The sequence below is a fragment of the Bradyrhizobium sp. genome, assembly GCF_050014615.1.
Classification (GTDB): Bacteria; Pseudomonadota; Alphaproteobacteria; order Rhizobiales; family Xanthobacteraceae; genus Bradyrhizobium.
On the sequence record NZ_JBEKCZ010000086.1, the window covers coordinates 1 to 23,381 of the forward strand.

At 63.1% G+C, this 23,381-nt stretch carries 18 protein-coding genes and 2 pseudogenes; 15 read left to right on the plus strand and 5 right to left on the minus strand.

The window, feature by feature from the left end; genetic code table 11:
- The 3 genes and pseudogenes from acnA to ABR948_RS15185 all read left to right on the plus strand — a co-directional run.
- Window positions 1-1,996 (plus strand): annotated as a pseudogene (acnA, locus tag ABR948_RS15175) (aconitate hydratase AcnA); the annotation flags it as partial.
- A 180-nt stretch (window positions 1,997-2,176) separates the two neighbouring features.
- Complete coding sequence (locus ABR948_RS15180; RefSeq protein WP_428119222.1) at window positions 2,177-2,941, plus strand: DUF1223 domain-containing protein; 765 nt, start codon at window positions 2,177-2,179, stop codon at window positions 2,939-2,941.
- A gap of 575 nt (window positions 2,942-3,516) precedes the next feature.
- A complete protein-coding gene (locus ABR948_RS15185; protein ID WP_428119224.1) occupies window positions 3,517-3,888 on the plus strand; it encodes a DUF2794 domain-containing protein in 372 nt (123 codons plus the stop codon).
- A gap of 10 nt (window positions 3,889-3,898) precedes the next feature.
- Here ABR948_RS15185 and ABR948_RS15190 read toward each other — a convergent pair whose 3' ends face one another.
- The 4 genes from ABR948_RS15190 to ABR948_RS15205 all read right to left on the minus strand — a co-directional run bounded on the left by ABR948_RS15190 (window position 3,899) and on the right by ABR948_RS15205 (window position 8,888).
- Window positions 3,899-4,450 (minus strand): GNAT family N-acetyltransferase, encoded by a 552-nt coding sequence (locus tag ABR948_RS15190; protein ID WP_428119226.1) that lies wholly within the window; start codon window positions 4,448-4,450, stop codon window positions 3,899-3,901.
- A gap of 84 nt (window positions 4,451-4,534) precedes the next feature.
- A complete protein-coding gene (locus tag ABR948_RS15195) occupies window positions 4,535-5,326 on the minus strand; it encodes a Bax inhibitor-1/YccA family protein (RefSeq protein ID WP_428119228.1) in 792 nt (263 codons plus the stop codon).
- A 242-nt stretch (window positions 5,327-5,568) separates the two neighbouring features.
- Window positions 5,569-8,157 carry an ABC transporter permease gene (locus ABR948_RS15200; RefSeq protein WP_428119231.1) on the minus strand — a complete coding sequence of 863 codons (2,589 nt, stop codon included), beginning with the start codon at window positions 8,155-8,157 and terminating at the stop codon, window positions 5,569-5,571.
- Window positions 8,154-8,888 carry an ABC transporter ATP-binding protein gene (locus tag ABR948_RS15205; RefSeq protein WP_428119233.1) on the minus strand — a complete coding sequence of 245 codons (735 nt, stop codon included), beginning with the start codon at window positions 8,886-8,888 and terminating at the stop codon, window positions 8,154-8,156. Before ABR948_RS15205 ends, ABR948_RS15200 begins: the two co-directional genes overlap by 4 nt.
- 55 nt (window positions 8,889-8,943) lie before the next feature.
- Between ABR948_RS15205 and ABR948_RS15210 the strand changes: the two genes are divergently transcribed.
- From ABR948_RS15210 to ABR948_RS15265, 12 genes and pseudogenes are all read left to right on the plus strand, one after another.
- The gene (locus ABR948_RS15210) at window positions 8,944-9,603 is read left to right on the plus strand and encodes an arylesterase (protein ID WP_428119275.1); all 660 of its coding nucleotides are present in this window, start codon (window positions 8,944-8,946) and stop codon (window positions 9,601-9,603) included.
- Between the two features lie 133 nt (window positions 9,604-9,736).
- Window positions 9,737-10,273, plus strand: coding sequence for an RNA 2',3'-cyclic phosphodiesterase (gene thpR / locus ABR948_RS15215; protein ID WP_428119235.1), 537 nt, complete (start codon window positions 9,737-9,739; stop codon window positions 10,271-10,273).
- 116 nt (window positions 10,274-10,389) lie between these two features.
- Window positions 10,390-11,574: a cell division protein ZapE gene (zapE, locus tag ABR948_RS15220; RefSeq protein WP_428119237.1), complete on the plus strand. Its 1,185-nt coding sequence runs from the start codon at window positions 10,390-10,392 to the stop codon at window positions 11,572-11,574.
- 175 nt (window positions 11,575-11,749) lie between these two features.
- Window positions 11,750-12,718 (plus strand): malate dehydrogenase, encoded by a 969-nt coding sequence (mdh, locus tag ABR948_RS15225; RefSeq protein WP_428119239.1) that lies wholly within the window; start codon window positions 11,750-11,752, stop codon window positions 12,716-12,718.
- A 208-nt stretch (window positions 12,719-12,926) separates the two neighbouring features.
- Window positions 12,927-14,123 carry an ADP-forming succinate--CoA ligase subunit beta gene (gene sucC, locus ABR948_RS15230; protein WP_428119241.1) on the plus strand — a complete coding sequence of 399 codons (1,197 nt, stop codon included), beginning with the start codon at window positions 12,927-12,929 and terminating at the stop codon, window positions 14,121-14,123.
- A 4-nt stretch (window positions 14,124-14,127) separates the two neighbouring features.
- Complete coding sequence (locus ABR948_RS15235; protein WP_428119243.1) at window positions 14,128-14,604, plus strand: DUF1579 family protein; 477 nt, start codon at window positions 14,128-14,130, stop codon at window positions 14,602-14,604.
- Window positions 14,605-14,641: 37 nt separating this feature from the next.
- Entirely contained in the window at window positions 14,642-15,526 is an 885-nt protein-coding gene (gene sucD, locus ABR948_RS15240) for a succinate--CoA ligase subunit alpha (protein WP_428119245.1), read from the plus strand.
- Window positions 15,527-15,660: 134 nt separating this feature from the next.
- Complete coding sequence (locus ABR948_RS15245; RefSeq protein ID WP_428119247.1) at window positions 15,661-18,630, plus strand: 2-oxoglutarate dehydrogenase E1 component; 2,970 nt, start codon at window positions 15,661-15,663, stop codon at window positions 18,628-18,630.
- A gap of 140 nt (window positions 18,631-18,770) precedes the next feature.
- Window positions 18,771-20,024 carry a 2-oxoglutarate dehydrogenase complex dihydrolipoyllysine-residue succinyltransferase gene (gene odhB, locus ABR948_RS15250; protein ID WP_428119249.1) on the plus strand — a complete coding sequence of 418 codons (1,254 nt, stop codon included), beginning with the start codon at window positions 18,771-18,773 and terminating at the stop codon, window positions 20,022-20,024.
- Between the two features lie 24 nt (window positions 20,025-20,048).
- Window positions 20,049-20,795, plus strand: a complete 747-nt coding sequence (locus ABR948_RS15255) for an SDR family oxidoreductase (protein WP_428119251.1) — start codon at window positions 20,049-20,051, stop codon at window positions 20,793-20,795.
- Window positions 20,796-20,830: 35 nt separating this feature from the next.
- A pseudogene (locus ABR948_RS15260) lies at window positions 20,831-22,160 on the plus strand (dihydrolipoyl dehydrogenase).
- A gap of 36 nt (window positions 22,161-22,196) precedes the next feature.
- Window positions 22,197-22,727 (plus strand): hypothetical protein, encoded by a 531-nt coding sequence (locus ABR948_RS15265; protein WP_428119253.1) that lies wholly within the window; start codon window positions 22,197-22,199, stop codon window positions 22,725-22,727.
- A 48-nt stretch (window positions 22,728-22,775) separates the two neighbouring features.
- Here the strand turns inward: ABR948_RS15265 and ABR948_RS15270 are convergent, their stop codons facing one another.
- Window positions 22,776-23,366 (minus strand): DUF4337 domain-containing protein, encoded by a 591-nt coding sequence (locus tag ABR948_RS15270; RefSeq protein WP_428119255.1) that lies wholly within the window; start codon window positions 23,364-23,366, stop codon window positions 22,776-22,778.
- Window positions 23,367-23,381 lie beyond the last annotated feature (15 nt).

A 23,381-nucleotide genomic window follows, 5' to 3' on the forward strand; every position in this document is an offset into this window, starting at 1 on the left:
GCTGGGGCGTCGGCGGCATCGAGGCGGAAGCCTGCATGCTGGGTCAGCCGCTGTCGATGCTGCTGCCGGAGGTGGTCGGCTTCAAGCTCAAGGGCCAGATGAAGGAAGGCGTCACCGCGACCGATCTGGTGCTGACGGTGACGCAGATGCTGCGCAAGCAGGGCGTTGTCGGAAAATTCGTCGAGTTCTTCGGACCGGGCCTCGATCATCTCTCGGTCGCGGACAAGGCGACCATCGGCAACATGGCGCCGGAATACGGCGCCACCTGCGGCTACTTCCCGGTCGATGCCGAGACCATCGATTATCTCAAAACCTCCGGCCGCAAGTCCGACCGCGTCGCGCTGGTCACCGCCTACGCCAAGGCGCAGGGCCTGTTCCGCACCGCCAAATCGCTCGATCCGGTGTTCACGGAAACCTTGATCCTCGATCTCGGCGACGTGGTTCCCTCGATGGCCGGACCGAAGCGCCCCGAAGGCCGCGTCGCGCTGCCCGCGGTCGCCGACGGTTTCGCCGCGGCGATGACATCCGAGTACAAGAAGGCCGCCGATGCCTCGAAGCGCTATCCGGTCGAGAACCGCAATTTCGATCTCGGCCATGGCGACGTCGTGATCGCGGCCATCACCTCCTGCACCAACACCTCCAATCCGAGCGTGTTGATCGGCGCCGGGCTTCTGGCTCGCAACGCCGCCGCCAAGGGCCTGACCGCAAAGCCCTGGGTCAAGACCTCGCTGGCGCCGGGCAGCCAGGTGGTCGCTGAATATCTTTCCAATTCCGGACTGCAGCTCGAACTCGACAAGGTCGGATTCAACCTGGTCGGCTTCGGCTGCACCACCTGCATCGGCAATTCGGGCCCGTTGCCGGAGGAGATTTCCAAATCGATCAACGACAATGGCATCATCGCCGCCGCCGTGCTGTCCGGTAACAGAAACTTCGAAGGCCGCACCTGGCCTCGCCGCCGCTGGTGGTGGCCTATGCGCTGGCGGGAACGGTGACCAAGGATCTGGTGGCCGAGCCGCTCGGCATCGGCAAGGACGGCAAGCCGGTGTATCTGAAAGACATCTGGCCGACGACCAAGGAGATCAACGCCTTCATGAAAAAATTCGTGACGGCGGCGATCTTCAAGAAGCGCTACGCCGATGTGTTCAAGGGCGACACCAACTGGCGCAAGATCAAGACTGTCGAGAGCGAGACCTATCGCTGGAACATGAGCTCGACCTATGTGCAGAACCCGCCTTATTTCGAGGGCATGAAGAAAGAGCCGGAGCCGATCATCGACGTGGTCGATGCGCGGATTCTGGCGATGTTCGGCGACAAGATCACCACCGATCACATCTCGCCGGCCGGCGCGATCAAGCTGACATCGCCGGCGGGGAAATATCTGTCGGAGCATCAGGTGCGTCCGGCCGATTTCAATCAATACGGTACACGGCGCGGTAACCATGAAATCATGATGCGCGGCACCTTCGCCAACATCCGCATCAAGAACTTCATGCTGAAGGGCGCCGACGGCAACATTCCCGAAGGCGGCCTGACCAAGCATTGGCCCGACGGCGAGCAGATGTCGATCTACGATGCCGCCATGAAATATCAGGCCGAGAAAGTGCCGCTGGTGGTGTTCGCCGGCGCCGAATATGGCAACGGCTCGTCGCGGGACTGGGCCGCGAAGGGAACGCGGCTGCTCGGCGTCCGCGCCGTGATCTGCCAGAGCTTCGAGCGCATTCATCGCTCCAATCTGGTCGGGATGGGCGTGTTGCCGCTGACCTTCGAAGACGGCGCATCGTGGCAGTCAATCGGGCTGAAGGGCGATGAGACCGTAACAATACGGGGATTGCAGGGCGATCTGAAGCCGCGTCAGAAACTGACGGCGGAGATCGTGTCCGGCGACGGCTCGTTGCGGCGCGTTTCGCTGCTATGCCGGATCGATACGCTCGACGAACTCGAATATTACCGGAACGGCGGCATCCTGCATTACGTGCTGCGCAAGCTCGCCGCGTGATGCGATTGTGATCGCATGATGCGATCGTGATCGATGGCTCACTGCGAAGTGAGTGGCGAGAGAAGGGAAGGCGGCCTAAAAAGGGCCGCCTTCTTGTTTGAAGGCCGGTGTGCTCGAATGCTGCAATGCGTTAACGGTGAGATGTATTAACGGCGGCAGCGCAAAGTCTGGGTTCCCAGTATGACAGCGATGATGGCCTATAATTGTATTTCGCGGTGGTCGGGAGCGCTTGGCGTCTGCGCGATCGTCGCCATCATCCGTCCGGCCCTTGCCGAACCGCGCGCGGTGGTCGAACTGTTTACCTCGCAAGGCTGTTCGTCGTGCCCACCCGCCGACAAGGTTATCGGCGAACTCGCCAAGGATCCGTCGGTGATCGCGCTGAGCATGCCGATTGATTACTGGGATTATCTTGGTTGGAAGGACACGCTGGCGGATGCGCGCTTCAGCGCACGTCAGCAGGCCTATTCGCGGGTCCGCGGTGATCGCGGCGTCTACACCCCGCAAGTGGTCGTCAACGGTTCGGCGCATTTGGTCGGCAGCGATCGTGCCGGCATCGAGGGTGCGATCGGTGATACCCGGAAGACCGATGGCGTGATGTCGTTGCCGGTTTCGATGACGCTGGCGGGCAAGCAGATCACGGTGTCGGTGGCGGCGTCCGAAAAGGGCCCCGCCGCGATGCACGGTGAAATATGGATCTGTTCGATCTCCAAGGAAGTGTCGATTGCGATCGGGCGCGGTGAGAATCGCGGTCGCGAAGTCACCTACCACAATGTCGTGCGTAACCTCCTGAAGGTCGGCGACTGGAACGGCAGTGCCGGCAGCTGGACCGTGCCGCTGGAAAATATTTCCCGCGAGGGCGTCGATGCCGCGGCGGTCTATGTCCAGGACGGCAATCGCGACAAGCCCGGCCTGATGCTGGGCGCGGCATACACGTCGCTGCACTGATTATCTTTTCAAATCGTCTGCTCGGGCGTCTTTGACCGCCAGGCTTCCGCGCGACCGGCGGCGCCATGGCTTCGTCATCGCAAATTTGCCGACGGCATCCGCATACCCCGGATCGTTGCCGCCGCCGGTCCTGCCATCCTTCGAGACGGTACCTTCCCCGCATCCGGGTGGCGACAGGCGTGTTGCCGCGATGCGGTAGTGGGTTCCACGGCACCGAAAAGAACCAATCGAATGTCGGGAGCCCCAAAAGAAAAAGGACCAACTTTCGTTGGCCCAGTATGGGGATAAACTATTCTGCGAACAGGCCCGATCCCGACGACCCCGGGGGGCTGGGGGCTGAGGAATCCGGTGTCGAAAGGACCGGGCCAACGCAGGGTTTTCTTGTCGCAATCCAGAAGGGCGGTCGATGGGCGGAAGTGGGGCGGTATTATGATTCCACTAACGATCCCGTGACGGTGTGTGTCCGGTCGGAAATACAGTGCCGACGATCCGTCGCGTGCCAAGCCGCCACGGGCCTCTTGCAGCGAAGGTCAGTCGGCGCGATCATGTCTGTGAGATGACAGGAGGAGGTGCCCATGAGTTCGATGTCGGAGGAAACCGATCCAAGCGAGAGTCGCGCAGCGGCGCGCAATGCCGCTGCGGGTCCGTTGCCAAGCCGGGTGACGTTCAATCGTCTCGAACTCAATCGCATCCTCAATCTGTACGGGCGCATGGTCGCCGATGGCGAATGGCGCGACTATGCCATCGATTTCCTGCGGGATCGCGCGGTGTTTTCGGTGTTCCGCCGCGCTTCCGAAGTTCCGATCTATCGCATCGAAAAAGATCCGCGGCTCGCGCGCAAGCAGGGAATATATAGCGTGATCTCGGCGAGCGGGCTGATCCTGCGCCGCGGCCACGAACTCGATCGTGTGTTGCTGGTGATCGACCGCAAGCTTGCGGTAGTCTGATTTCCATCCGTCATTCCGGATCGGCGCGCAGCGCTGCGGCAGGCAGGGTGCTCGCGCCTTCGCCGAGCGGGCGCTGCATCATCACGGTGTCGAGCCAGCGGCCGAACTTGAAGCCGACATTGGGATGGGTTCCGATCATCTGGAATCCGCATCGGCTGTGTACGCCGATCGATCCGGCGTTGGCGGAATCGCCGATCACCGCGATCATCTGGCGATGGCCGCGCGCTTCGGACTCCAGGATCAGCCGCCGCAGCAATTGCAGACCGATTCCGCGGCGATGGATCGCCGGCTGCAGATAGACCGAATTTTCCACCGTGAAGCGATAGGCCGGCCGCGGCCGGTACGCCCCGGCATAGGCGTATCCGATCACCCGGCCATCGAGCAGGGCGGCGAGATAGGGAAAGCCGCCGTCCATCAAGGCGTCGAAGCGCCGCGTCATCTCAGCGAGATCCGGCGGGACCAGCTCGAAGGTCGCGGTGCCGAAGCGGACCGCATGATCGTAAATCCCGGTAATGAAGGGCAGGTCGGCCGCGATGGTGGGCCTGATTTCAAGCTCGGACATGGCGCTGAGATTATTTTTGCGTGGCGCAAAAGAAAAGCCCCGGCCGCAAGGCCGGGGCTTTTATCATCCGTTACCTGCGGTCGATCAGTCGCGCTGGCCTAGCAGCTGCAGCAGCAGCGTGAACAGGTTGATGAAGTTCAAATAGAGCGACAGCGCACCGGTGATCGCCGCACGCTCCGCCACGTCACCGCCCTGCGAGGCGTAGCCGTAGATGTAATCGTTCTTCAGCCGCTGGGTATCCCAGGCGGTAAGGCCCGCAAACACCAGCACGCCGATCACCGATACGACGAATTGCAGCATCGAACTGGCGAGGAAGATATTGACCAGGCTCGCGATGATGATGCCGAACAGGCCCATGATCAGGAACGAGCCCATGCCGGTCATGTCACGCTTGGTGGTGTAGCCATAGAGGCTCAAGGCGCCGAAGGTGGCCGCGGTGATGAAGAACACCCGCACGATCGAGGTGTGGGTATACACCAGGAAGATCGACGACAGCGAAACGCCCATCAGCGCCGAGAACACCCAGAACAGCATCTGGGCGGTCGCCGGCCGCAGCCGGTTGATGCCGGCCGAGATCACGAACACCATCGCCAGCGGCGCCAGCATGAACAGCCATTTCAGCGGGCTCACGAACATCGCATAGCCGAACGGCGTCAGATACGAACTGCCGATCCGGATCGCGCCGGCGGAAGGATCCGCCGTTACCGCCGCCATATAGACGCCGAGCGCGGCGAGGCCGGTGATGGCCAGCCCAATGCTCATGTAATTGTAGATGCGCAGCATGTAGGCGCGCAGACCGGCGTCGACGGTCGCGGCGTCAACGCGCCCGGCGGCCCGGCCGAAAGGAGAAGCGTAGTTACGGTCTAGGTCCGACATGGTCGAATTCCCGTTGTTTGTCCGGCGGAGCGCAAGGGGGTTTGCGGCGCAGGCTCAGAAATCTATCCCAGATACCACCGATTGCCGACATTAACTTTGTGTCATCAAACCGGCGTCTGGCCCAAGCTGATATGTGGGAAACTAGCACATTCCCCGCAAGCTACGATGCGCGGCTGAATGTCGCTCCGCCAGCCGATTCCGGACCGATGCCTTAATGCAGCGGCGCCGGGTGTTTCAATTTGTCACAAATTCCGCAACACGGTGGCCGGCTTCTGGTTCAGCGCCAGCAGGGTGCCGGCGAGGCCCAGCCCCACCGTGACGATCAGCGCGGCCGCCACCACGGCGGCGGCGCTGCCCGCCTGCCAGATGAAGCTTAGCGTCATCAGCCGGGTCACGATCAGCCAGGCCGCAACGGAACCGGCGATGACACCGAAAACAGCGGTGGCAAAGCCGATCATCAGATATTCCAGCGCATAGGCGCCGAGCAGCCGCGCCCGTGTCGCCCCGAGCGTCTTGAGGATGACGGCGTCATAGACGCGGTGGCGATGGCCGGCGGCGAGTGCTCCGCCCAGTACCAGAATGGCGGAAATCAACGTTACCGCGCTGGCGCCGCGGATCGCCAGCACGAGGTTGGTGATGACGGTGCCGATGGTCTCCAGCGCTTCGCGGACCCGCACGCTGGTGACCATCGGAAACGCATCGGCCACCGATTTGATGATCCGGGCATCGCCGGTGGCGTCCGGATGGGCCTCGGTCAGCGTCGCGATATGGGTGTGCGGCGCGCCCCGAAAGGCGTTGGGCGAGAACACCAGCACGAAATTGATGCCGAGGCCTTGCCAGTCGACGGTGCGCATGTTGCCGATCGTCGCCGGGATATCGCGGCCGAGCACATTGACGACGATTTCGTCGCCGAGTTTTAGCTTGAGTCCGTCGGCGATCTTCTTCTCGATCGAGATCAGCGGCGGGCCGTCATAGTCGGCGCCCCACCATTTGCCTTCGACGATCTTCGAACCCTTCGGGATTTCGCCGGTATAGGTCAGGCCGCGGTCGCTCTGCAGCACCCATTCGCTGTCGGTCGAAGCCTTGAGGTCTTCGGCCTTGACGCCGCGCGCCGCGACGATGCGCCCGCGCAGCATCGGCACGTCCTCGACGGTCGATTGCGGTTCGGTCTGTTTCAGGAAGGCGCCGAAGCGGTCGGCTTCGGTGGCGGGAATATCGATGAAATAGAACGACGGCGCGCGGTCCGGCAATGCCGCCAGGAATTGCCGCCGCAGATTGCCGTCGATCTGGGTGATCGTCACCAGCACCGCGAGGCCAAGACCAAGCGACATCACTACCGAGGGCGTCAGCGCGCCCGGCCGGTAGATATTGGCGATCGCCAGCCGCAGCATGGTGATGCGGGTCCGGGGCAGGCGGCGCGCCAGCGCCATCAAGCCCGCGGCGATGCCGCGCAGCAGCGCGAACACCACGATCGAGGAGGCGACGAACACAGCCGCGACGCGCTTGTCGTAAGCGAGCCCGATCACGACCGCGATCAGCAGCGCGATCACGAGACTCATCAAAGCCAGATAGCGCCAGCGCGGGCGATGCCACTGGCTGGCCACGGCCTCGCGAAACAGCGCCGCCACCGGCACGTCGTGCACGAGACCGAGCGGCCACAGCCCGAACGCGAGCGCGGTCAAAAGGCCGTAGACCAGCGACATCAGCAGCTCATCGACATGCAGCGCCGGCACCACCGGCAGCGGCAACAGCTTGCCGAACAGGCCGACGATGACGAACGGCAATGCGGCGCCGGCGACCAGGCCGATTACCGAACCGATCACGGCGAGCACGGTCACCTGCGTCAGATAGATCGCAAACACGTCGCGGCCGGTGGCGCCCAGCGCCTTGAAGGCCGCGATCACGTCGCGGCGGCGATCGATATGGCTTTTGACCGCATTGGCGACGCCGACGCCGCCGACCAGCAGCGCGGCGAGGCCGACCAGAGTGAGAAACTGGGTGAAGCGGCTGATGGTGCGCTCGAGCTGCGGCGAGGCGTTGGCGCGGGTGCGGATTTCCCAGCCCGCTTCCGGCAACGCGTTTCGCACATCGTCGGCCAGCGCGGTGGCGGCGCGATCGTCGGTCGCATTGTCCGGCAGCTTCACCCGATAGGTCCAGCGCACCAGACTGCCGGGCTGCAGCAATTGCGTGGCGCGCAGCGCGGGTTCACTGATCAGGAATCGCGGACCGAAGCCGACCCCGCCGGAGAGCTTGTCGGGCTCACCGTCGACCACGCTGCGGATCTGAAAGGTCGCGCTGCCGACGGTGACGCGGTCGCCGACTTTCAGATCGAGCCTTGCCAGCAAGGTCGGATCAGCCGCGGCGCCGAAGGCGCCGTCGCGCTCCGCCAGCAAATCCGGCACCGGTATTTTCGGCGCCAGCGTCACCTCGCCCAGCATCGGATAGGCGCCGTCGACCGCCTTGAGTTCGACCAAAGCAAGCCGGCCGTCGCCGGCGCGCGCCATGCCGCGCAGCGTCACCGCGACCGAGACTTCGCCGCGCGAACGCAGCAGTGCGACTTCGTCCGGCTTGGCCTCGCGCTGGATCAGGGAGAACGCCACATCGCCGCCGAGCAGGGTGCGGCCCTCGCGCGCCAGCCCCTCGCCAAGGCTCGCCGCGACCGAGCCGACGCCGGCAATCGCCATCACGCCGAGCGCGATGCAGGCGATGAAAACGTAAAAGCCGCGCAAGCCCCCGCGCAATTCGCGCATGGCATAGCGCAGCGGAAGCGATGCCGCGCGGCCGTTGCCGACGGATTCGGAAGCCCCCGTCAATGAAGTGATTTGCGTCATGAAGCGGTTTCGCGTTCCGCAACGGGGCTATCGATCCGGCCCGAGCGCAGCCGCACCACGCGGTCGCAGCGCTGCGCCAGCGAGGTGTCGTGGGTCACCAGCACCAGCGTCATGCCGCGCTCGGCATGTTTGGTGAACAGCAAATCGACGATCTGCTTGCCGGTGGCCTCATCGAGATTGCCGGTGGGCTCGTCGGCCACCAGGATCGCGGGATCGGGCGCCAGCGCGCGGGCCAGGGCCACGCGCTGCTGCTCGCCGCCCGACAATTGGGTGGGATAATGATGCAGGCGGTCGCCGAGACCGACCGATGTCAGTTCCTGTGCCGCGCGCCGCGAGGCATCGGGATTGCCGGCCAGCTCCAGCGGCACCGCGACGTTTTCCAGCGCCGTCATCGTTGGAATCAGATGGAACGACTGGAACACGATGCCGACCTGGCGGCCGCGAAAGCGCGCCAGCGCATCCTCGTCGAGGGCATTGAAAGGGGTGCCGTTGACCACCACCTCTCCGCTGTCAGGACGCTCCAACCCCGCCATCACCATCAGCAAGGTGGACTTTCCCGAACCTGACGGCCCGATCAGGCCGATCGCCTCGCCTGACGCCACCCGCAGGCTGATGTCCTTGAGGATATGAACGCGCGCCGCGCCCGCGCCGAGCGAGAGATTGACGTTCGAGATGGCAATGGTGTCCGGCTCAAGGCCGGCCAGTGACGAGGGTTCGATGAGACTGTCCATGGATCGGTCATATGGCACTTCCGGCGGCGCGGTCGAGAGGCGGCTGCGGATGTTCGTGCACATGCTCGTGTTGAGCCTGGCGCTGATGGCGGTGGAACCGGCCTTGGCGCAGACCTCGGCCCAACCCCCGGCAACCAGCGGGGCAAAACCGGTCAGGATGGTGGTGCTGGGGGATTCGCTGAGCGCCGGTCTTGGCCTGCCGGCGCCGTCGGCATTCCCGGCGCGCTTGCAAAATGCTTTGAAGTCCAAGGGGATAGTGATCGATATGATCAACGCCGGGGTGTCCGGCGACACCAGTTCAGGCGGCCGCGACCGGCTCGACTGGTCGGTCCCCGAGGGCACCCAGGCCGTGATCGTCGAACTCGGCGCCAACGATGCCTTGCGTGGCACTGATCCTTCAGTCACCCGCGCGGCATTGACGGATATCGTGACGCGGCTGAAGGCGCGCAAAATATCGGTTCTGTTGTGCGGGATGCTCGCGCCGCCGAACTACGGAAGCGATTATTCGGCGCGTTTCAATACGATCTATCCGGATCTGGCCAAATCGCTTGATGTGCCGCTGTATCCATTTTTCCTCGAGGGCGTGGCCGCCGACCCCAGGCTCAATCAGGCGGACGGTTTGCATCCGACGGCGGAGGGCGTTGACGTGATCGTCAAAAACATCTTGCCTATCGTGGAGGCATTTCTCGGCACGATATCCGGGCAACACAGTTGAAAAACGGGCAATGATAACCTTAAACGCAAGTGTTGCCCGATCCTTAACGCCGGATGCTTCGCAGAGTCACATAACTACTGTAGAAAATAACGATCGGTGATTCGTACCGGGTTTCAGCATCGGGAGTCCTGCGATGCCGCGTTTGTTCACTGGACTGGAAATTCCGGCCGAGATCGGCCAGACGCTTTCCAATTTGCGTGGCGGCCTGCCGGGCGCGCGCTGGATCGACCCCGAAAATTATCACGTTACCCTGCGCTTCATCGGCGATATCGACGGCATCGCGGCCAACGAAATCGCCTCGATGCTGTTCCGGGTCAACCGCAAGCCGTTCGAGGTCGCGCTGCAGGGCCTCTCCAGCTTCGGTGGCAAAAAACCCCGCGCGGTGGTGGCCTCGGTGGTGCCGAGCCGGCCCCTGATCGAGCTGCAGGCCGAGCTGGAACGCCTGATGCAGCGTATCGGGCTTGACCCCGAAGGCCGCAAATTTACCCCCCATGTGACGCTGGCACGGCTGCGCGATGCCTCCAATCAGGACGTCGCGGATTATCTGTCGGTGCGCGGCTATTTTCCGACCCGGGTATTTACGGCGTCGCGGTTCGTGCTGTTCTCGTCGCGGGCGTCCACCGGCGGCGGCCCCTATGTGGTCGAGGATTCCTACGCGCTGAGCGCGTGAACCTTATCCACAGCCGCCATCGGTCCGGCTGTCCCGGGTGTGAAAATACCTGCGCATAGCCCCTGCACCAATTCGCGGCTTGCAATTTTCGTAACCCTGGGGCCGTAAGGTGGGCCATGCTGTCCACCTCGCCCAGTTCGTTCCGCGCCCATTACCAGGCCCTCGTCTCCTCCGGCGCGATCGAGCCCGATGCGGCGCAGGCGGAGGCTGCCGAGGCCTTCGCGGATCTCGAGCAGCGGCTGGTGCGCTACAAGCCGGTCCGCAAGCAGGGCCTGCTCGGCCGGCTGTTTGCCGACAAGGACGAGGCGCCGCCGCGCGGTCTCTATGTTCATGGCGAGGTCGGGCGCGGCAAGACCATGCTGATGGATCTGTTTTTCCAGCAGAGCCCGATCGAGCACAAGCGCCGGGCGCATTTCCATGAGTTCATGGCCGAGGTGCATGAGCGGATTTTCGGCTTGCGGCAGAGTATCGCGCGCGGCGAAATCGCCGACGGCGATGTGATCGGGCTCACGGCCGCGGCGATCTTCGACCAGGCCTGGCTGTTGTGTTTCGACGAATTCCACGTCACCGACATCGCGGACGCGATGATCCTGGGGCGGCTGTTCACAAAGCTGTTCGAACTCGGCACCGTGGTGGTGGCGACCTCCAATGTCGCGCCCGACGACCTCTACAAGGGCGGCCTGAACCGGGCGCTGTTCCTGCCTTTTATTGCGCAGATATCGGAGCATATGGACGTGCTGCGGCTCGATGCGCGCACGGATTTCCGGCTGGAAAAGCTCGCCGGCGTGAAAATGTGGCTGGTGCCGGCTGATGCGGGCGCCGATGCCGCGCTGGCCCATGCGTGGGCGCGGATGACCGGCAATGCGCCATGCCAGCCGCGCGATATCTCGATCAAGGGCCGGGTCCTGCACGTGCCGTGTTCGTCGCACGGCGTCGCGCGGTTTTCATTCGCCGAGATCTGCGAACAGCCACTTGCCGCATCCGACTACCTCCGGCTGGCGCGCGACTATCACACCATCATCATCGACCACATTCCGGTAATGGAATATGCCGACCGCAACCCCGCCAAGCGGTTCATCGCCCTGATCGACACCCTCTATGACAACGCCGTGAAGCTGCTGGCATCGGCAGAAGCCGATCCGGTGTCGCTCTATGTCGCGAGCGAGGGCAACGAGGCCAACGAGTTCAAGCGGACTTCGTCGCGGCTGATCGAGATGAGTTCGGAATCCTATCTGGCGCGGCCCCACGGACACAAGGATTCCGCGGCCAGCGGGTCGAGCACCGGGCTGGTGGAAACTTAGGCCGTCATACCGGTCGCGTCCTTGACGCGCCCCGGAATGACGCGGGCCCCCTGATCGAAATCAAGGCAGGGCGGACAATTGAGCATGCTCCGGCTTGAACGTATCAGGCGAAAGGGATAACCAGCGAGTAGCTTCTTTCCATCCCCTTCCTTCGTGTTCAAAGGACAGATTTCCCATGGCGCGCGACAAGATTGCTTTGATTGGCTCCGGTCAGATCGGCGGAACGCTGGCTCATCTCATCGGCCTGAAGGAATTGGGCGATGTCGTGATGTTCGACATCGCCGAGGGCGTACCGCAAGGCAAATCGCTCGATATCGCGCAGTCCTCGCCGGTCGACGGGTTTGACGCGCATTTCACCGGCGCCAATTCCTATGAGGCGCTCGACAACGCCAAGGTCTGCATCGTCACCGCCGGTGTGCCGCGCAAGCCCGGCATGAGCCGCGACGATCTCCTGAGCATCAATCTCAAGGTGATGGAGCAGGTCGGCGCCGGCATCAAGAAATACGCCCCCGACGCCTTCGTCATCTGCATCACCAACCCGCTCGACGCGATGGTGTGGGCGCTGCAGAAGGCGTCCGGGATGCCGCACAAGAAGGTGGTGGGCATGGCCGGGGTGCTGGATTCCTCGCGCTTTCGCTATTTCCTCGCCGACGAATTCAACGTCTCGGTCGAAGACGTCACCGCCTTCGTGCTGGGCGGCCACGGCGATACCATGGTGCCGCTGGTGAAATATTCCACGGTGGCCGGCATTCCCTTGCCCGATCTGGTGAAGATGGGCTGGACCTCGCAGGCGCGAATCGACGAGATCGTCGACCGTACCCGCAATGGCGGAGCCGAGATCGTCAATCTCCTGAAGACCGGCTCGGCGTTCTATGCGCCGGCCGCGTCCGCGATTGCGATGGCCGAGAGCTATCTGCGCGACAAGAAGCGCGTGATGCCCTGCGCGGCCTATCTCAACGGCGAATACGGCGTGAAGGATATGTATGTCGGCGTCCCCGTCGTGATCGGATCGAAGGGTGTCGAGCGGATCGTCGAGATCGAGCTGGCCGGCAAGGAGCGCGAAGCATTCGACAAGTCGGTCGGCGCGGTGCAGGGTCTGGTCGACGCCTGCAAGAAAATCGCGCCGGATCTGCTCGGCCGCTGACCGCATTAGCTACCGCCGGTCAATCGAGTCGATCGATTGCCGGCGCGCCACCCTTCGAAGTTCGCGGGCCTTGCGGCGCGGACTTCGGGATCAAGCAGCACCAACGCGATGAAGTTCCGAATTTGCAGTCTCTTTGGTATATAGTATACCAGACGCGAAACTGATCTGAATTCTGATTTCACCGCACCAAGGTTCGGGGACCGTCCAAATGAACATCCATGAATACCAGGCCAAGGCGCTGCTGCACGAATTCGGGGTGCCGATCTCGAAGGGCGTCCCGGTGCTGCGGGCTTCGGATTCCGACGTCGCCGCCAAGACGCTTCCGGGACCGATCTGGGTGGTGAAGAGCCAGATCCATGCCGGCGGCCGCGGCAAGGGCAAGTTCAAGGAAACGTCCGCCGGCGACAAGGGCGGTGTGCGCATCGCCAAATCGGTCGCCGAGGTCAATGAGTTCGCCAAGCAGATGCTCGGCGCCACGCTGGTCACGGTGCAGACCGGACCGCATGGCAAGCAGGTCAACCGGCTTTATGTCGAGGAAGGCTCCGACATCGACAAGGAGTTTTATCTCTCGATCCTGGTCAACCGCGAAACTTCCGAAGTGTCGTTCGTGGTGTCCACCGAAGGCGGCGTCAACATCGAGGATGTCGCGCACAACACACCCGAGAAGATCGTGACCTTTTCGGTCGATCCCGCCACCGGCATCATGGGCCACCATGGCCGCACCGTCGCCAAGGCGCTGGGTCTGTCCGGCGATCTCGCCAAACAGGCGGAAAAGCTGGTGACGCAGCTCTATACGGCCTTCACCGCCAAGGACATGGCGATGCTGGAAATCAACCCGCTGGTCGTGACCAAGCAGGGCGACCTGCGGGTACTCGATGCCAAGGTATCGTTCGACGGCAATGCGCTTTATCGCCATCCCGATGTGGTGGCGCTGCGCGACGAGACCGAAGAAGACGCCAAGGAGATCGAGGCTTCCAAATACGATCTCAACTACATCACCCTCGACGGCACCATCGGGTGCATGGTCAACGGCGCCGGTCTCGCGATGGCGACCATGGACATCATCAAGCTCTACGGCATGGCGCCGGCGAACTTCCTCGATGTCGGCGGCGGCGCCGACAAGACCAAGGTCACCGCGGCGTTCAAGATCATCACCGCCGATCCCAACGTGAAGGGTATCCTGATCAATATTTTCGGCGGCATCATGAAATGCGACATTATCGCCGAGGGCGTGGTCGCGGCGGTGAAGGAAGTCGGCCTCAAGGTTCCCCTGGTGGTGCGGCTCGAGGGCACCAATGTCGATGCCGGCAAGAAGATCATCCGGGAGAGCGGCCTCAACGTGCTGCCGGCCGACGATCTCGACGATGCCGCGCAGAAGATCGTCAAGGCCGTGAAGGGGGGATAGATCGATGCCCGACCATCTCGCTGCACCGGCGCCGCTCGAGGAACACCGCAAGCTTGCGGTGTTCGCGGGCGAGTGGAGCGGCGAAGAGATGGTCTATCCCTCGCGCTGGACCGCGGGAGGACCCGCCACCTCGCATGTCGTGGCGCGCATCGATCTCAACGGTTTTTATCTGATACAGGACACCCGCCAGGTTCGCGACGGCAAGGAAAGCTTTGCCACCCACGGCGTGTTCACCTACGACCGCGAGGATCGGCTCTACAAATTATTCTGGCACGATTCGCTCGGCTATTACCCGCCGTCGCCGGCCTCCGGCGGCTGGACCGGCAAAACCCTGATCCTGGTGCGTGGCTCGCTGCGCGGCAATGCGCGCCATGTCTATGAAGTCATCGACGACAACAATTACTCCATGAAAATCCAGTTCTCGCCTGACGCGGAAGGGTGGGCCGACGTGCTCACCGGCGTCTACCGGCGCACCCACTGACCCCCTTATCGATCGTCTCGCGAAAGCAGTCCCAACCATGTCCATCCTGATCGGCAAAAATACCAAGGTCATCTGCCAGGGCTTCACCGGCAAGAACGGCACGTTTCATTCCGAGGCGGCGATCGCCTATGGCACCAAGATGGTCGGCGGCACTTCGCCGGGCAAAGGCGGCGCGACGCATCTTGGCCTGCCGGTGTTCGACACCGTGGCCGAGGCCCGCGACAAGACCGGCGCCGATGCCAGCGTGATCTATGTACCGCCGCCCGGTGCTGCGGATGCGATCTGCGAAGCCATCGACGCTGAGATTCCGCTGATCGTCTGCATCACCGAGGGCATTCCGGTGCTCGACATGGTGCGGGTCAAAAGATCCTTGAGCGGATCGAAATCGCGGCTGATCGGACCGAACTGCCCGGGCGTCATGACGGCAGGCGAGTGCAAGATCGGCATCATGCCGGCGAATATCTTCAAGCCCGGCAATGTCGGCATCGTCTCGCGTTCGGGCACGCTGACCTATGAAGCCGTATTCCAGACCACCCAGGAGGGTCTCGGCCAGACCACAGCGGTCGGCATCGGCGGCGATCCGGTCAAGGGCACCGAATTCATCGACGTGCTGGAGATGTTTCTGGCCGACCCCAACACGACCTCGATCGTCATGATCGGGGAAATCGGCGGATCGGCCGAGGAAGACGCCGCGCAGTTCCTCAAAGACGAGGCCAAGCGCGGCCGCAAGAAGCCGATGGTCGGCTTCATCGCCGGCGTCACCGCACCTCCCGGACGCCGCATGGGCCATGCCGGCGCGATCATTTCCGGCGGCAAGGGCGATGCCGGTTCCAAGACCGCGGCGATGGAAGCCGCCGGAATCACGGTTTCCCCGTCGCCGGCCCGGCTCGGAAAGACCCTTGTCGAAAAATTGAAGTCTTAATTCAGTCCTTGGCTCTTTTCGGGGCGCACATTTGCCCTAAATAGGGTAAAAGGCCTCCTATCATGCTGATCCGGTACCCGGATCGGCTGTTGCGCCGTTTTCCATGCGCGAACCGAAATCACCAGGACGCAATCATGTCTCGCCAAGACGCGAATGCCGCATTTGCTCTCTCCTCCTTTTTGCAGGGCACAAACGCCCCCTACATCGACGACATCTACGCCCGCTACGAGAAAGACCCCTCCTCGGTCGACGCCGAGTGGCAGGACTTCTTCAAGAGCCTGAAAGACCCGCCAGCCGACGTCCGCAAGAACGCCGAGGGACCGTCCTGGGGACGGGACAATTGGCCGCTGACGCCGCGCGACGATCTGACCTCCGCGCTCGACGGCAATTGGGCGGAAGTCGAAAAGGTTGTCGGTACCAAGCTTGCGGCCAAGGCCGAGGCCCAGGCAAAGGCTAAAGGCGCCGAACTGACCCCGGCCGATGTCCATCAGGCGACGCGCGATTCGGTGCGCGCCCTGATGCTGATTCGGGCCTACCGCATGCGCGGGCATTTCCACGCCAAGCTCGATCCGCTCGGCATCGAGGCGCCGCGCGATCGCGAGGAACTCGATCCGCGTTCCTACGGCTTTGCCGAGGGCGATTTCGACCGCAAGATCTTCCTCGATCACGTGCTCGGCATGGAATACGCCAGCTTGCGGGAAATCGTTGCGATCTGCGAGCGCACCTACTGCCAGACGCTCGGCGTCGAGTTCATGCACATCACCAACGCCGCGCATAAGAGCTGGATCCAGGAGCGTATCGAGGGGCCGGACAAGGAAATCAGTTTCACCCGCGAGGGCCGGCGCGCCATCCTGATGAAGCTGGTCGAGGCCGAGGGCTTCGAGAAATTCTGCGATATCAAATTCACCGGCACCAAGCGCTTCGGTCTGGACGGTGCTGAATCGCTGATCCCGGCGCTGGAACAGATCATCAAGCGCGGCGGCAATCTTGGCGTCAAGGAAATCGTGGTCGGCATGCCGCATCGCGGACGCCTCAACGTCTTGACGCAGGTGATGGGCAAGCCGCACCGCGCGCTGTTCCATGAATTCAAGGGCGGCTCGGCCAATCCGGATGTGGTCGAGGGCTCCGGCGACGTCAAATATCATCTGGGTGCGTCGTCGGACCGCGAGTTCGACAACAACCGGATCCATCTTTCGCTCACCGCCAATCCGTCGCATCTGGAAATCGTCGATCCGGTGGTGCTGGGCAAGGTGCGCGCCAAGCAGGACCAGCATGGCGATCCGCCGGACCAGCGCATCTCGGTGCTGCCGCTGTTGATGCATGGCGATGCCGCGTTCGCCGGCCAGGGCGTGGTGGCGGAATGCTTCGGTCTGTCCGACCTGAAGGGCTATCGCACCGGCGGCTCGCTGCATTTCATCGTCAACAACCAGATCGGGTTCACCACCTATCCGCGCTATTCGCGCTCCTCGCCCTATCCATCCGATGTGGCGAAGATGATCGACGCGCCGATCTTCCATGTGAATGGCGACGATCCGGAAGCCGTGGTGTTCGCGGCCAAGGTCGCGATCGAATTCCGGCAGAAGTTCCACAAGCCTGTCGTCATCGACATGTTCTGCTATCGCCGGCATGGCCACAACGAAGGCGACGAGCCGGCGTTCACCCAGCCGGTCATGTACCGGAAGATCGCCTCGCATCCGACCACGCTTGAGATCTATTCCAAGCGGCTGATCGGCGAAGGCGTGATGACCGAGGGCGAGGTCGACAAGGCCAAGGCCGACTGGCGCGCCCGGCTCGATGCCGAACTCGAAGCCGGCTCGGGCTACAAGCCCAACAAGGCCGACTGGCTCGACGGCAAATGGGCCGGCTTCAAGTCCGCGGATGCAGAAGAAGATCCGCGCCGCGGCGTCACCGGCGTCGATGTCTCGGTCTTGAAGGATATCGGCCGCAAGATCACCAAGGTGGCCGATGGCTTCCGGGTTCACCGCACCGTGCAGCGGTTCCTGGAAAATCGCGCCAAGGCGATCGACAGCGGCGTCGGGATCGATTGGGCGACCGGCGAGGCTTTGGCGTTCTGTACGTTATTGCAGGAAGGCCATCACGTCCGGCTGTCGGGACAGGATTCCGAGCGCGGCACATTCTCGCAGCGGCATTCGGTGCTGATCGATCAGGAAGATGAGAGCCGCTATACGCCGTTCAATCATCTCGGCGGCGACCAGGGCCATTACGAGGTCATCAATTCGCTGCTCTCGGAAGAAGCGGTGCTCGGCTTCGAGTACGGCTATTCGCTGGCGGAGCCGACGGCGCTGACGATCTGGGAAGCGCAGTTCGGCGATTTTGCCAACGGCGCCCAGGTGTTGTTCGACCAGTTCATCTCCTCGGGCGAACGCAAATGGCTGCGTATGTCGGGTCTCGTCTGCATGCTGCCGCACGGCTATGAAGGGCAGGGACCGGAGCATTCTTCCGCGCGGCTCGAGCGCTTTCTGCAGATGTGCGCCGAAGACAATATGCAGGTGGTTCACGCCACCACGCCGGCCAATTTCTTCCATGTGCTGCGGCGCCAGCTGCATCGCGAAATCCGCAAGCCCCTGATCCTGATGACGCCGAAGTCGCTGCTGCGGCACAAGCGCGCGGTCTCGCGGCTCGACGAACTCGGCGCCAATACCACGTTCCATCGTCTGCTCTACGATGATGCGGCGATGCTGCCCGACGAAAAGATCAAGCTGGTGCCGGATGACAAGATCCGCCGCGTCGTGCTGTGTTCGGGCAAGGTGTATTACGACATCTACGACGAGCGCGAAAAGCGCGGCATCGACGATGTCTACATCATGCGCGTCGAACAGCTCTACCCGGTGCCGTTGAAGGCGCTGGTGCAGGAGCTTGGGCGGTTCAAGAGCGCCGAACTGGTGTGGTGCCAGGAAGAGCCGCGCAACATGGGCGCATGGCACTTCATCGAGCCCTATCTCGAATGGGTACTGAACCAGATCAACGCGCCGAACAAGCGCCCGCGTTACGCCGGGCGCGCCGCGGCCGCGGCGACCGCCACCGGTTTGATGTCGAAGCATCTCGCGCAGCTCAAGGCGTTGCTGGACGAGGCCTTGAACTAACGGAAATTGTAATCCGTCATGCCCCGCGAAAGCGGGGCATCCAGTAACCCGCGCCGGCTATTCACGCAGCACCGTCACGGATTACTGGATCGTCCGCCTTCGCGGACGATGACCAGACAGGGTATTTGGGGAAACACACCATGACTGAAATTCGCGTTCCGACGCTCGGCGAGTCCGTGACCGAGGCCACCATCGGCCGCTGGTTCAAGAAGGCCGGCGATGCCGTTGCCGTCGACGAGCCGTTGGTTGAACTCGAGACCGACAAGGTCACCATCGAAGTCCCGGCGCCGTCGGCAGGCACGCTGGGCGAGATCGCGGCCAAGGACGGTGAAACCGTCGCGGTCGGCGCCTTGCTCGGACAGATCAATGAGGGCGCCGCTGGCGCCGCGGCCAAGCCGGCTGCCGCACCCGCCAAAGCTGCAGCCCCACCGCCGCCACCTCCCGCTGCCGCCGCGCCCGCGCCGGCCCCCGCCGCGAAGGCGCCGCCCGCCGACGTCCCGCTGGCGCCCTCGGTGCGCAAGATTTCCGCCGAAAGCGGCATCGACGCCGCCACCGTCCCGGGCTCCGGCAAGGATGGCCGCGTCACCAAGGGCGACATGCTGGCCGCGATCGAGAAGGCTGCGTCGGCGCCGACGCCGGTCAATCAGCCCGCCGCCGCGGTGCAGGTCCGCGCGCCGTCGCCGGCCGACGATGCCGCGCGCGAAGAGCGCGTGAAAATGACGCGGCTGCGCCAGACCATCGCGCGCCGCCTCAAGGACGTGCAGAACACCGCCGCGATGCTGACGACCTTCAACGAGGTCGACATGAGCCACATCATGGCGATGCGCGCCCAGTACAAGGACGTATTCGAGAAGAAGCACGGCAGCAAACTGGGCTTCATGGGCTTCTTCACCAAGGCCTGCGTGCAGGCGCTGAAGGATATCCCGGCCGCCAACGCCGAAATCGACGGCACGGATCTGATTTACAAGAATTACTATCACGTCGGCGTCGCCGTCGGCACCGACAAGGGCCTGGTGGTGCCGGTGGTGCGCGATTGCGACAGCAAATCGATTGCCCAGATCGAAAAGAGCATCGCCGATTTCGGCCGCCGCGCGCGCGACGGCCAGCTCAAGATCGACGAAATGCAGGGCGGCACCTTCACCATCACCAATGGCGGCATCTACGGTTCGCTGATGTCGACGCCGATCCTGAACGCGCCGCAATCGGCGATTCTCGGCATGCACAAGATCCAGGATCGCCCGGTCGCGATCGGCGGCAAGGTTGAGATTCGCCCGATGATGTATCTGGCGCTGTCCTACGATCACCGCGTTATCGACGGCAAGGAAGCGGTGACGTTTCTGGTGCGGGTCAAGGAAAGCCTGGAAGATCCGGCGCGGCTGGTGCTGGATCTCTGACGGTTCCGGATTGTGGGGGCTATCTTGACCGACAAGGTTGTGATCATCACCGGCGGAAGCCGCGGCATCGGCCGCGCCACCGCGATCGCCGCCGCGGCGCGCGGCTTTCGGGTCTGCGTCGGCTATGCCAGCAATGAAGCCGCCGCCCGCCACGTGGTCTCCGCCATCGAGGCCAAGAACGGCAAGGCCATCGCGGTGAAGTGCGATGTCTCCAGCGAGAGCGATATCCTGGCGCTGTTCAAGGCCGCCGACGAATTCGGAACGCTCGGCGCGCTGGTCAACAATGCCGGGATCGTTGGGCCGACCTCGCGCGTCGACGAGATGTCGGCCGAACGCATTTCGCACATGATGGCCGTCAACGTCACCGGCAGCATGCTGTGCGCCCGCGAAGCGGTGAAGCGGATGTCGACGCGCCATGGCGGCAAGGGCGGCGTCATCGTCAATCTGTCGTCGGTGGCGGCGAAACTCGGTTCGCCCAATACCTATGTCGATTACGCCGCGTCCAAGGGCGCCATCGATTCCTTCACCATCGGGCTCGGTTATGAAGTCGCCGGCGAGGGCATTCGCGTCGCGGCGATCCGGCCCGGATTGATCGATACCGAAATTCACGCCAGCGGCGGCGAGCCGGATCGCGCCCACCGGCTCAGCCACATGGTGCCGATGAAACGCATTGGCACTGCGGACGAAATCGCCAACGCCATCGTCTGGCTGATGTCGGACGAGGCGTCCTACGTGACCAGCGCCATTCTCGATGTGTCGGGCGGGCGCTAATACCTGTCACAGTATACAGCTACAGGACTTCAATCATGGCCACTTACGATCTCGTTGTTATCGGTACCGGTCCCGGCGGATATGTCTGCGCGATCCGCGCCGCACAGCTCGGCATGAAGGTCGCGGTGGTCGAGAAGAATGCGACGCTGGGGGGCACCTGCCTCAATGTCGGGTGCATGCCGTCGAAGGCGCTGTTGTATGCCTCCGAGATGTTCGAGGAGGCCGGGCACTCCTTTGCGAAAATGGGCGTCAGCGTCTCCGCGCCACAGCTCGATCTGCCCTCGATGATGAACTTCAAGCAGCAGGGCATCGACGGCAACGTCAAGGGCGTCGAGTTCCTGATGAAGAAGAACAAGATCGACGTCATCAGCGGCAAGGGCAAGATCCTCGGCACCGGCAAGGTCGAGGTGTCCGGAGGGTATCGAGATCGACGAGAAGCGCATCGTGTCGTCGACCGGCGCGCTTGAGCTCGACAAGGTGCCCGGGAAACTATTGATCGTCGGCGCCGGCGTGATCGGGCTGGAGCTCGGCTCGGTGTGGCACCGGCTCGGGGCGCAGGTCACCGTGGTGGAATTTCTCGACCGCATCTTGCCGGGCATGGACGGCGAAGTCGCCAAGCAATTCCAGCGCATCCTTGAGAAGCAGGGCTTTGCATTCAAGCTCGGCGCCAAGGTCACCGGTGTCGACACCTCGGGCAAGACGCTGTCCGCGCAGATCGAGCCGGCGGCCGGCGGAACGGCGGAGAAGCTGGAAGCCGATGTCGTGCTGGTGGCGATCGGTCGCGTTCCCTACACCGAAGGCCTCGGTCTGAAGGAAGCCGGCGTCGCGCTCGACAATCGCGGCCGGGTCCAGATCGACGCGCATTTTGCGACGTCGGTGAAAGGCGTCTATGCGATCGGCGACGTTGTCGCGGGTCCGATGCTGGCCCACAAGGCCGAGGACGAAGGCGTCGCGGTTGCCGAAATTCTCGCCGGCCAGGCCGGACATGTCAATTACGACGTCATTCCTGGTGTTGTGTATACAACGCCGGAAGTGTCCGCGGTCGGCAAGACCGAAGAAGAACTGAAGCAGGCCGGCATAGCCTATACCGTCGGCAAATTCCCCTTCACGGCCAATGGCCGCTCCAAGGTCAACCAGACCACTGACGGCTTTGTGAAGATTCTCGCAGATGCGAAGACCGACCGGGTGCTCGGCGTGCACATTGTCGGCCGCGAAGCCGGCGAAATGATCCACGAAGCGGCGGTATTGATGGAGTTTGGCGGTTCCGCCGAGGATCTGGCGCGGACCTGCCATGCCCACCCGACCCGCTCGGAGGCGGTCAAGGAAGCCGCGCTTGCGGTCGGCAAGCGCGCGATCCATATGTGATCTGTGCCCGGCGTGAGTCGGGCCGGGGTGACATTGATGCTGCGCCGCCTTTTTCAACCGATCTGGGTTCTGCTTGCGGTCATCTTTCTGATCGAGGCTTGGCTGTGGGATCACCTTGAGCCGATCGTGGCGTGGGTGGTGGCGCAAATTCCGTTGCGCGATTTCAAGCAATGGCTGGCGGAGCGGGTCGATACGCTGTCGCCGGCGATGACGCTGATCGTCTTCATCGTGCCGGTGATTCCGCTGTTTCCGCTGAAACTGGTCGGGCTTTGGCTGCTCACCCATGAATATTGGATCAGCGCCATCCTCACCATCATCTTCGCAAAATTTCTCGGCGTCGGTGTCACGGCGTTCGTGTTCGACGTCACGCGGCCGAAATTGCTGGAAATGCCGTGGTTCGAAAAGCTCTATGAGTTTGTCATGGCGCTGCGGGCCAAGGCGACCGCGCTGGTCGAACCGATCAAACAGCGGATCGTGGAAATCCTGCGCGGCGATGGCGGCGGCTGGACATCGCGAATGATGCGGCTGGTCCTGCGCTTCCGCAAGAGCGTGCGCGAAGCGCGGTAGTTCAGTCTGCTTCAGCCCGCTTGAAGCAGACTCCAGCAACTAGCCCATTCACGGCAGATGCAGCAGATGCGGCATGAAGATACCGAGTGCGGTAAATGCGACGCCTGCCATTGCCAGCAGGCCCGAGATCCAGGCCAGCACAACGATGCCGGTGATGATGGTCGCCGACGCCAGCACGATTCCGATTTGGAACGCCGCGGAGGCCAGTTCGAAGTGATGATACTTCGCTTCGGCAAGGTCGCGCTCTTCTTCGGCATGCTTGGCGCGTTCGGACAATTGGTCCTGCCCCTCGCCGGTTTCAGGTTCGGAGCGGTAGCGCGCGGCGGTCTTCTGCCAATCGTCGATCTGCTTTTGCAGCGCCGCCTTGGCGGCGGCGTCATTCGTTGTGCCACTGATTAGCTTGGACTGGTCCGACGCGGTCTGAACCACGGTGCGGCGGATGCTTTTGGCCTGGAAGAACGCCCACAGGTTCGAGGCCTCGACATTCTTGCTGATCGATTCGGTCTGGGCGCCCTTGCCGAGCGTCTCCGACAGCGCGAGAAACAACGCGATCACCGCAATCAGCAATGCGATCTTGCGGTTCTCGCTGGAAGCCTCCTTGGCCTGGTCCGCCTGCTCCATGCTTTCGTGTGCGCTCATGATTCGCTCCCTGCC

What these genes read in the sequence shown, in the direction of transcription:
- ABR948_RS15185 (WP_428119224.1), top strand. Translation starts at nt 3,517, where the DNA reads ATGAGTTCGATGTCGGAGGAAACCGATCCAAGCGAGAGTCGCGCAGCG.
- zapE (WP_428119237.1), top strand. Translation starts at nt 10,390, where the DNA reads ATGCTGTCCACCTCGCCCAGTTCGTTCCGCGCCCATTACCAGGCCCTC.
- sucC (WP_428119241.1), top strand. Translation starts at nt 12,927, where the DNA reads ATGAACATCCATGAATACCAGGCCAAGGCGCTGCTGCACGAATTCGGG.
- ABR948_RS15270 (WP_428119255.1), bottom strand. Translation starts at nt 23,366, where the DNA reads ATGAGCGCACACGAAAGCATGGAGCAGGCGGACCAGGCCAAGGAGGCT.
- ABR948_RS15190 (WP_428119226.1), bottom strand. Translation starts at nt 4,450, where the DNA reads ATGTCCGAGCTTGAAATCAGGCCCACCATCGCGGCCGACCTGCCCTTC.
- ABR948_RS15235 (WP_428119243.1), top strand. Translation starts at nt 14,128, where the DNA reads ATGCCCGACCATCTCGCTGCACCGGCGCCGCTCGAGGAACACCGCAAG.
- sucD (WP_428119245.1), top strand. Translation starts at nt 14,642, where the DNA reads ATGTCCATCCTGATCGGCAAAAATACCAAGGTCATCTGCCAGGGCTTC.
- ABR948_RS15200 (WP_428119231.1), bottom strand. Translation starts at nt 8,157, where the DNA reads ATGACGCAAATCACTTCATTGACGGGGGCTTCCGAATCCGTCGGCAAC.
- ABR948_RS15245 (WP_428119247.1), top strand. Translation starts at nt 15,661, where the DNA reads ATGTCTCGCCAAGACGCGAATGCCGCATTTGCTCTCTCCTCCTTTTTG.
- ABR948_RS15205 (WP_428119233.1), bottom strand. Translation starts at nt 8,888, where the DNA reads ATGGACAGTCTCATCGAACCCTCGTCACTGGCCGGCCTTGAGCCGGAC.
- ABR948_RS15195 (WP_428119228.1), bottom strand. Translation starts at nt 5,326, where the DNA reads ATGTCGGACCTAGACCGTAACTACGCTTCTCCTTTCGGCCGGGCCGCC.
- ABR948_RS15180 (WP_428119222.1), top strand. Translation starts at nt 2,177, where the DNA reads ATGACAGCGATGATGGCCTATAATTGTATTTCGCGGTGGTCGGGAGCG.
- ABR948_RS15265 (WP_428119253.1), top strand. Translation starts at nt 22,197, where the DNA reads ATGCTGCGCCGCCTTTTTCAACCGATCTGGGTTCTGCTTGCGGTCATC.
- thpR (WP_428119235.1), top strand. Translation starts at nt 9,737, where the DNA reads ATGCCGCGTTTGTTCACTGGACTGGAAATTCCGGCCGAGATCGGCCAG.
- odhB (WP_428119249.1), top strand. Translation starts at nt 18,771, where the DNA reads ATGACTGAAATTCGCGTTCCGACGCTCGGCGAGTCCGTGACCGAGGCC.
- mdh (WP_428119239.1), top strand. Translation starts at nt 11,750, where the DNA reads ATGGCGCGCGACAAGATTGCTTTGATTGGCTCCGGTCAGATCGGCGGA.